The sequence below is a fragment of the Methylobacterium sp. WL103 genome, assembly GCF_008039885.1.
Lineage (GTDB): Bacteria > Pseudomonadota > Alphaproteobacteria > Rhizobiales > Beijerinckiaceae > Methylobacterium > Methylobacterium cerastii.
The window spans coordinates 1-7828 of sequence record NZ_VRUX01000166.1 but is presented as its reverse complement, the minus strand read 5'-3'; the positions used below and the strand labels follow the sequence as shown (position 1 = coordinate 7828).

The following is a 7828-nucleotide window of genomic DNA, read 5'->3' as shown; positions in this document are numbered from 1 at the left end:
GGCGTGGCGGCCTTCTTCGTGCCCGGCGCCGCCGTGTGGGCCTTCGTGCTGCTGGTGGCGATCTGGGCGATCGTGACGGGCGCCCTGATGATCGCGGCGCCCGTGTCGGGCGGGGCAGCGTCGGGGGGGCGTCGATCCGGGTCGGGTGAGCTCATCGCGTTCCTGAACGGGTACAGATCTGTACCGGTGCACATGCGGAGCGACCGCCCCCGGGTTGCGCCGTTCTAGAACGATCGGGCCGGGCGAAGCTATGCCGTTCGCCGCCCGGCGGAATTGGCGATGGATCAGACCCCGTGGCGGAAGGGCATCGGCGAGCCGGCCGCCTCGTGGCGGTCGCGCAGGCGGACGCCGAGGATCACCAGCAGCACGCCGAAGGCGACCGCGTAGGCACCGAGCCACCACGTGAGCACCAGGGCCGACATGCCCGGCTCGACCAGCAGCACCCCACCGAACAGGATCGAGACCAGGCCGCCGAGGCCGAGCCACCAGCGGCCGAAATGCAGGTGGAGGCGGAAGGCCGCCGCGATCATCAGGGCGCCCGTCACGATCGCCCAGATCGCCACCAGCAGCACGAAGGCCCACACGGCGGCGCCGGGCACGAAGAAGGCCGCCACGCCGACGAGGATGTCGAGCAGACCTTCGATCAGCAGGAAGCCCCAGCGCTCGTGCGCCTGCGCCGCCCGCACGGACGCGATGATTGCGAAGATGCCGTCGGCGACCATGTAGGCCGTGAAGAACCACACCAGCGAGAGCACGAAGGCTGCCGGCGCCACGAAGGCGAGCACGCCGAACAGGATCGCGACCACGCCGCGCAGGGCGACGAGCCACCAGTTGCGCGCGAGCGTCCGGCTCATGGCATCGAGGCGCGCGATGCCGACGAGCGGAACGCCGGCCGGGTTGGTTCGGGTGAAGAGGGCCATCGTGTCGGCTCGCTGAGAATTCGGAATGTCGGTCCGGCGCAGAACGCCGCACCGCAAACGCGCGTTCCCACCGCGACGTCGGCACCGACGCGGTGGGCGCGCGCGAGGTCCGGAACTTTGCGGCCGCGCCGGCTTTTGAGTCCGCGAGGCGGGTGTTCGATCGCTCCGGCCACTCACGGGTGGCGGGACGCGCGTGGGCGGTTATCTTATCCGATGCTAGACGAACAGCGCCAGGCGACGGCCCTGGATCAGCCGACGCGCCCGCTCGAAGACCGCGCCGTGCCCGAGCGCCGCGACATCATCGACCTCAAGCCGCCGGAGGACGACGCCCCGGTCGACGACGAGGCGCAGGACAAAGCGAAGGCCGGCTCCGAACAGGAGGACGATTCGGACGACGAGGACGAAGAAAACCGCCCGGGCATCCTCAAGCGTCATCCGTGGTGGTTCGTCCTCGGCGGCATCGCGATCGTGCTGCTCGGGGTGGCCGGGTTCTTCTACTGGCAGATCTACTTGCATCCTTACGAATCCACCGACGACGCGTTCGTCGACGCGCGCCAATTCTCGGTCGCCCCGAAGGTGTCAGGCTACGTCGTCGCCGTCGCGGTGACCGACAACCAGCACGTCGAGACCGGGGCGACGCTGTTCCAGATCGACCGGCGCGACTACCAGGTCGCCCTGGAGCAGGCGCAGGCGCAGATCGCGTCGGCGAAGGCCTCGATCCAGAACGTCGACGCGCAGGTGGAAGCGCAGAAGGCGCAGGTCGAGGTCGCCAAGGCGCAGGTGACGCAGAACCAGGCGGCGCTCGACTTCGCGAAGGCGGACGCGGCCCGCTACAAGGATCTCGCGAGCCGCGGCGCCGGCACCGTCCAGCAATCGCAATCCTCGACCTCGACCCTCGAGCAGCGGCAGGCGTCTCTCACGAGTGCGAATGCCAGCGTCACGCAGGCGCAGAAGCAGATCGGCTCGCTTCAAGCGCAGCGGGCGTCGGCCGAGGCGAGCCTCGCCAACGCCGAGGCGCAGGCGGCGCAGGCCGTGCTCAACCTCGGCTACACGACGGTGACGGCGGCACAGCCGGGCCGTGTCGTCCAGCTCACCGGCGCGGTCGGGCAATACGCCCAAGCCGGCCAGTCGCTGGCGATGTTCGTGCCCGACGAGAAGTGGGTCGTCGCCAACTACAAGGAGACGCAGATCACCGACATGCGCCCCGGCCAGTCAGTGCGGATCGAGATCGACGCGTATCCGGACCGCAGGATCAGCGGCAAGGTCGCCTCGGTGCAGCCGGGCTCCGGCACCGCCTTCAGCCTCCTGCCGGCGCAGAACGCCACCGGCAACTACGTGAAGGTGGTGCAGCGCGTGCCGGTGAAGATCGTCGTCGACGAGTGGCCACAAGACGTGTCGATCGGCCCGGGCATGTCGATCGTGCCGACGGTGCGGGTGCGATGAGCGCCGACGCCGCCGCGGCGAACGGCGGTCCGCGCAAGGCGGGCGGTAAATCCGGTGGCGCCGCGAAGGCGAAGTCCGGCGGATTGCCGCGCACCGCGGGCGGCCACAGCCCCTGGTCGGTGGCGCTGGTCGTGGCGCTGGCCACCTTCATGGAGGTGCTCGACACCACCATCGCCAACGTCGCGCTCCGCTACATCTCCGGCGGCCTCGCGGTCGGGCCGGACGAGGCGGCGTGGGTGGTCACGAGCTACCTGGTCGCCAACGCGATCGCGCTCACCGCATCGAGCTTCCTGGCCAAGCGCTACGGCCGCAAGGCGTTCTTCATCGCCAGCGTCGCGCTGTTCACCGTCGCCTCCCTAGCCTGCGGCTTCGCCTGGGACCTGAACTCGCTCCTGCTCTTCCGCGTCATCCAGGGGCTCGGCGGCGGCGGGATGGCGCCGCTGGCGCAATCGATCCTGGCCGACTCGTTTCCCCCGGCGAAGCGCGGACAGGCGTTCGCGCTCTACGGGCTCGCCATCGTCGTCGCGCCGGTGGTGGGGCCGACGCTCGGCGGCTGGCTGTCCGACAACGTCTCCTGGCACTGGTGCTTCCTGATCAACGGACCCGTCGGCGTGATCGCGCTGGCGCTGATGTGGTGGCTGCTGGAGGATTCCGAATCCGCGGTGAAGGAGCGCAAGGCCCTTCGCAAGAAGGGCGTGCGCTTCGATCTCGTCGGCTTCCTCCTGGTTGCGACCTTCCTCGGTTCGCTGGAGGTCTGCCTCGACGAGGGCCAGCGCAAGGATTGGTTCGGCTCGCCGCTGATCCAGGTCTTCGCCGTCCTCGCCGTGATCTCGTTCGTCGCGATGATCCCGTGGCTCCTGACGGCGAAGAACCCGGCCGTGGACCTGCGGCTCTTGGGCAAGCGCCAGTTCGGCTCGTGCTTCCTCGTCATGCTCGCCACCGGCGCGATCCTGATCGCGACGACGCAGTTCATCCCGCAGATCACGCAGGATTATTACGGCTACACCGCCACGATCTCGGGCCTCGTGCTGGCGCCCGGCGGCCTCGTCACCGTGGCGATGATGCTGGTGATCGGGCAGGTCTCCGGCTACTTCCAACCGAAATGGCTGATCGCCACCGGCGCGGCCATCGTCGCGCTGGCGATGTACGACCTGACGCGGATCTACGGCGACTCGACGTTCTGGTTCTTCGCCTGGTCGCGGATCTACATCGGCATCGGCCTGCCGATGATCTTCATCTCGATCACCGCGGCGTCCTACGAAGGCATCGACAAGTCGCAGACCGACCAGGCTTCGGCCTTGATCAACGTCGCCCGCAACGTCGGCGGGTCGATGGGCGTGTCGCTGGCGCAGAACATCCTCGCCTACCGCAGCCAGTTTCATCAGAGCCGGCTGTCGGAGAGCGTCACGACCACGAGCCCGGCCTACCAGGAGACCATGCGGCAGGTGACGCAGTACTTCACGGTCCACGGCACCCCCGGCGTCGACGCGCAGGGACAGGCCACCGCCTGGATCGGGCAGCAACTCGCGACGCAGACCGCCTTCTTCGCCTACATCGACGTGTTCTGGGCGCTCTGCCTCGTCTCGGCCTCGGCCGTCCCGCTGGCGATGATCCTGAAGCGGGTCGAGCGCGGCGGCGAGGCGCCCGCCGGACACTGAGCCGCGTCGGCCACGATCGCCCGGTTCGACACCCTCCGGGACATGCCCTACCGGTTGCACCAACGAGCAGAAGCCTCGACCGGAAGTGTCGAGCTGGAGGAGCCCGAGCGTGCCGCGTTCATCGAAACTGACGTCCGCAGCCCTGGCGCTCCTGGCGCTCGCCCTGCCTGCGCGGGCGGCCGAACCTTCGGGCGAGTGGCCGATGTTCGGGCACGATCACACCAACCGGAATTTCTCCGCGCTGTCATCGATCGACCGGTCGAACGTCGCACGGCTCCGCCCGGCCTGGATGTTCCAGACCGGCATCACCGGCTACTTCCAGGCTCAGCCGGTGATGGTCGACGGCACGCTCTACCTCTCGACCACGCAGAACAACGTCGCCGCGCTCGATGCCAAGTCCGGCCGGGTGCTGTGGACCTACACGCACAAGGCGCGCACCGAGAAGATCTTCGGGCCGCCCTCGAACCGCGGCGTCGCGGTTTCCGGTGGCCTCGTGTTCCAGGCGACGATGGACGGGCGGGTGATCGCGCTCGACGCCAAGACCGGCAAGGTCGTGTGGGACCACGAGGCGGTGCGGCCGGAGGAGGGCGAGTCCGAGACCGCCTCGGGCCTCGCGCAGCAGCTCGGCGGCAAGCCGGTGCAGGGTTCGAGCCGGCTCGGCTTCAAGATGCCGCCGCTGGTGGCCGACGGGCTCGTCATCGTCGGCGTCAGCGGCGCCGGCTACGGGCTCCACGTCGAGGACGAGAAGGGCGGCCTCGACGGCGGCTCCGTGGTGGGCATCGAGGGCGGCTACGGCCGCCGCGGGTGGCTCGCCGCCTACGATGCCAAGACCGGCGCGGAGCGCTGGCGCTGGTACGTCACCAAGGCCGACGGCTGGGAGGGCGACTTCGTCGAGACCACCGCCGACGGCGTCCCGCTCCATCGCGACGTCGCCGCCGAGAAGGCCGCGGCGCCGGCCAACCGCGAGGCCTGGCGGGTCGGCGGCGGCTCGCTCTGGATGACCCCGGCCTTCGACCCGGAACTCGGCCTGATCTACCTCGGCACCGGCAACCCGGCGCCGCAGAACTTCGGCCTCTCGCGGCCGGGCGACAACCTCTACACGATGAGCCTCGTGGCGCTCGACGTGAAGACAGGAAGCCTGCGCTGGTACTACCAGCAGGTGCCGCACGACGAGTGGGGCTACGACGTGGCGAGCCCGCCCTTCCTGCTCGACCTGCCGGGCAAGGACGGCGCCGTGAAGGCGGTCGCCTCCGCGAGCAAGACCGGCTGGATCTACGTCCACGACCGCGCCACCGGCCGGCTGATCGAGCGCTCCGCGCCCCTCATCGCGCAGAAGAACCTGTTCGCGCCCCCGACCGCGGAGGGCACCGTCGTGGCGCCGGGGCCGCTCGGCGCCGTCTCATGGCCGCCCACCGCCTACGATGCGGGAAGCGGCCTCGCCTACGCCCAGGTCCGGCACGGGGCGACGACCTACACCGTCAAGACCGTGCCCGGCGGCCCCGGCCGGCCGGAGATCCGCTACACCGAGACCGGCGAGGCGAAGGGCGAACCGAGCTTCAGCACGCTCACGGCCGTCGACCTCGCCAAGGGCGGCGGCATCGCGTGGTCGGTGAAGTCTGCGAGCCGGCTCGCGGGCGGCACGCTGGCGACGGCCGGCGGGCTCGTCTTCTCCGGCGAGGAGGACGGGCATCTCGATGCGCACGATGTCGGTACCGGCGCGATCCTGTGGCGCTTCCAGTGCGGGGCCGGCATCAGCGGCCCGGCGATCACCTACAGCCTCGATGGGAAGCAGTACGTCGCCGTCGCCGCCGGCGGCTCGTCCTACACCAAGGCCTCCGGCTTCGGCACCGGCGATGCGCTGGTGGTGTTCGCGCTGCCCGATTAGGAGCTCAGCCCTTCGGCCGCGCCTGCAGGATCGCCGCGCGGACGAACGGACGCTTGAGCGCGATGCCGACGTCCTCGCGCTCCATGAAGACCCGCGCGCCCTGGTGGTTGCGCACCGCCTTCATCAGGTTCAGCCGGTAGCCCTGCCGGAACACGAAGATCGGCGGCAGCGGGTCGGCGAGGTAGGCGGCGACGGCTGCGTCGACCTCGTCCTCGGCGATGTGACGTGAGCTGCAGAGGTCGCCGACGGTCTGGAAATCGATCATGCCCGCAACATAGGACGTCGGGCGCCCCCTGTCGCCGCCTGCATCGCGCGAGCGTTTTGTCCCGATCGGGCCTGTGTCAGGCTCAAGCGACGCCGCGGCTTCCGATTCGCAGCGGGAGCTCGACCCGATGCCGGCCCACGACACCGCGAACGGCGCGCCGGCCCCATCGCCGACGCAGCAGCCCTCCGACCGCGGACCGCCGGTGATCCGCACGATCGCGATGCCGTCGGATACGAACCCGGCCGGGGACATCTTCGGCGGCTGGCTGATGGCGCAGATGGACCTCGCCGCCGGCAACGTCGCCGCCCGCCGGTCGCGCGGGCGCTGCGCCACGATCTCGGTCGAGGCGATGACCTTCCACCATCCGGTCTTCGTCGGCGACGAGGTCAGCCTCTACGCCTGGATCCTCGGGGTCGGCCGCACGTCGATCCGCATCCAGGTCGAGGTCTGGCGCCGCGAGCGCGAGAGCGAGGCAACGATGCGGGTGACGCAGGCGCTGTTCACCTTCGTCGCGATCGATTCCGAGCGGAAGCCGAGGCCGGTGCCGCCGGAGCCGGGCGTGGCCTGAGGCCCGGTCAGGCGGCCGGGCGGTAGGCGGTGCGCAGGCGCAGGCCGAACACCGCCATCATGAACATGCAGCAGGTGGCGTTGTTGCCGTTGTACAGCACGGTCTCGAAGGACGCCGAGACGAGGCCGAGGAACCACAGGCGGACGAACAGCAGCGTCGTCGGGTCGAGGTCGCGCCCGCCCGCCGTCGCCTGCAGGTCGCGCAGCGGCATCAGCATGAAGGCGACGAGCGTGAAGGCGAGGCCGGGGAACCCCATCGTCAGCGCGGTGTCGAGGTAGGCGTTGTGCGCGTGGTTGGCGGTGTTGACCCAGGTCAGCTGCTCCGACCCGGCGTACATCGTCCGCTCCGTCATCCAGAACGCGCCGTAGCCCCAGCCTCGGAACGGCCGGATGAAGATGTTGTCGATCGCGAATTCCCAGATCTCGTTGCGCCCGGTGAAGGTCGCGTCGGTCATCAACGCACCGAGCTTCTCCTGGATCGCCGGCACCACGACGGAGCCGATCGACACGACGGAGAAGGCGACGACGGGGCCGAGCAGCAGCGACGTCCGGGCGAGGTTTCCGCGAAACACCCGGCATAGGGCGGTGACGGCGAGGATCACCGGCGTCACCAGCAGGGCGGTCTTCGAGCCGGACGCCACCAGGAACCCGACCGCGAGCAGGACGATGGCCCAGCCGAGGAACCGGCTCGCGGTCGCCCGCACGTAGAGGCCGCAGATGATCAGGATCACCATCGCCGCCCCCGCCTCGTTCTTGTGCGGGAAGATGCCCCGCCACAGCCCGGGATGGCTCGGATCGGAGTTCAGGTCGAAGGACGAGTGAATCGCGAGGTCGGGCACGAGCGCCACGGCGAGGTAGGACGCGACGAGGATGACGAGGGCGCTGCCGGCGAGCGTCATCGCGAACTGGCGCGGGGAGCGCGCGACGATCAGCACGCCGGCCGACAGCATCAGGGCGATCGCCATGAGCACGGCGCGTCGGATCGACAGCGACGGCTCGATCGACAGCAGCACGGTGGTCCCGAGCCAGCCTGCGCAGAGCAGCAGCGGCCAGGTCGCCAGCGGTCGCAGCCGCGCCGGCCCGAGCCGCC

The 7828-nt window shown here is 70.0% G+C and carries 7 protein-coding genes; 4 read left to right on the top strand and 3 right to left on the bottom strand.

What is annotated here, in order from left to right:
- Nucleotides 1-284: 284 nt before the first annotated feature.
- Nucleotides 285-920: an HdeD family acid-resistance protein gene (locus FV222_RS12200; RefSeq protein WP_147763929.1), complete on the bottom strand. Its 636-nt coding sequence runs from the start codon at nucleotides 918-920 to the stop codon at nucleotides 285-287.
- Between the two features lie 213 nt (nucleotides 921-1133).
- On the opposite strand from FV222_RS12200, the gene FV222_RS12195 reads away from it, so the two are divergent.
- From FV222_RS12195 to FV222_RS12185, 3 genes are all read left to right on the top strand, one after another.
- Nucleotides 1134-2363: an HlyD family secretion protein gene (locus FV222_RS12195; RefSeq protein ID WP_147763930.1), complete on the top strand. Its 1230-nt coding sequence runs from the start codon at nucleotides 1134-1136 to the stop codon at nucleotides 2361-2363.
- Nucleotides 2360-4021, top strand: a complete 1662-nt coding sequence (locus tag FV222_RS12190) for a DHA2 family efflux MFS transporter permease subunit (protein WP_147814431.1) — start codon at nucleotides 2360-2362, stop codon at nucleotides 4019-4021. The genes FV222_RS12195 and FV222_RS12190 overlap by 4 nt, the downstream gene beginning before the upstream one ends.
- A 142-nt stretch (nucleotides 4022-4163) precedes the next feature.
- On the top strand, nucleotides 4164-5906 hold the full coding sequence (locus FV222_RS12185; protein ID WP_238272556.1) for a PQQ-binding-like beta-propeller repeat protein: 1743 nt from the start codon (nucleotides 4164-4166) through the stop codon (nucleotides 5904-5906).
- A gap of 4 nt (nucleotides 5907-5910) precedes the next feature.
- Here FV222_RS12185 and FV222_RS12180 read toward each other — a convergent pair whose 3' ends face one another.
- The gene (locus FV222_RS12180) at nucleotides 5911-6171 is read right to left on the bottom strand and encodes a hypothetical protein (protein WP_147752253.1); all 261 of its coding nucleotides are present in this window, start codon (nucleotides 6169-6171) and stop codon (nucleotides 5911-5913) included.
- Nucleotides 6172-6391: 220 nt separating this feature from the next.
- On the opposite strand from FV222_RS12180, the gene FV222_RS12175 reads away from it, so the two are divergent.
- Nucleotides 6392-6739: an acyl-CoA thioesterase gene (locus tag FV222_RS12175; protein ID WP_238272557.1), complete on the top strand. Its 348-nt coding sequence runs from the start codon at nucleotides 6392-6394 to the stop codon at nucleotides 6737-6739.
- Nucleotides 6740-6746: 7 nt separating this feature from the next.
- On the opposite strand, the gene FV222_RS12170 is transcribed toward FV222_RS12175, so the two are convergent.
- The coding region (locus tag FV222_RS12170; RefSeq protein ID WP_147814429.1) for an O-antigen ligase at nucleotides 6747-7828 on the bottom strand (1082 nt) is incomplete at its 5' end.

Coding starts and splice junctions, on each gene's coding strand:
- FV222_RS12200 (WP_147763929.1), bottom strand. CDS start 920: ATGGCCCTCTTCACCCGAACCAACCCGGCCGGCGTTCCGCTCGTCGGC.
- FV222_RS12195 (WP_147763930.1), top strand. CDS start 1,134: ATGCTAGACGAACAGCGCCAGGCGACGGCCCTGGATCAGCCGACGCGC.
- FV222_RS12190 (WP_147814431.1), top strand. CDS start 2,360: ATGAGCGCCGACGCCGCCGCGGCGAACGGCGGTCCGCGCAAGGCGGGC.
- FV222_RS12180 (WP_147752253.1), bottom strand. CDS start 6,171: ATGATCGATTTCCAGACCGTCGGCGACCTCTGCAGCTCACGTCACATC.
- FV222_RS12175 (WP_238272557.1), top strand. CDS start 6,392: ATGCCGTCGGATACGAACCCGGCCGGGGACATCTTCGGCGGCTGGCTG.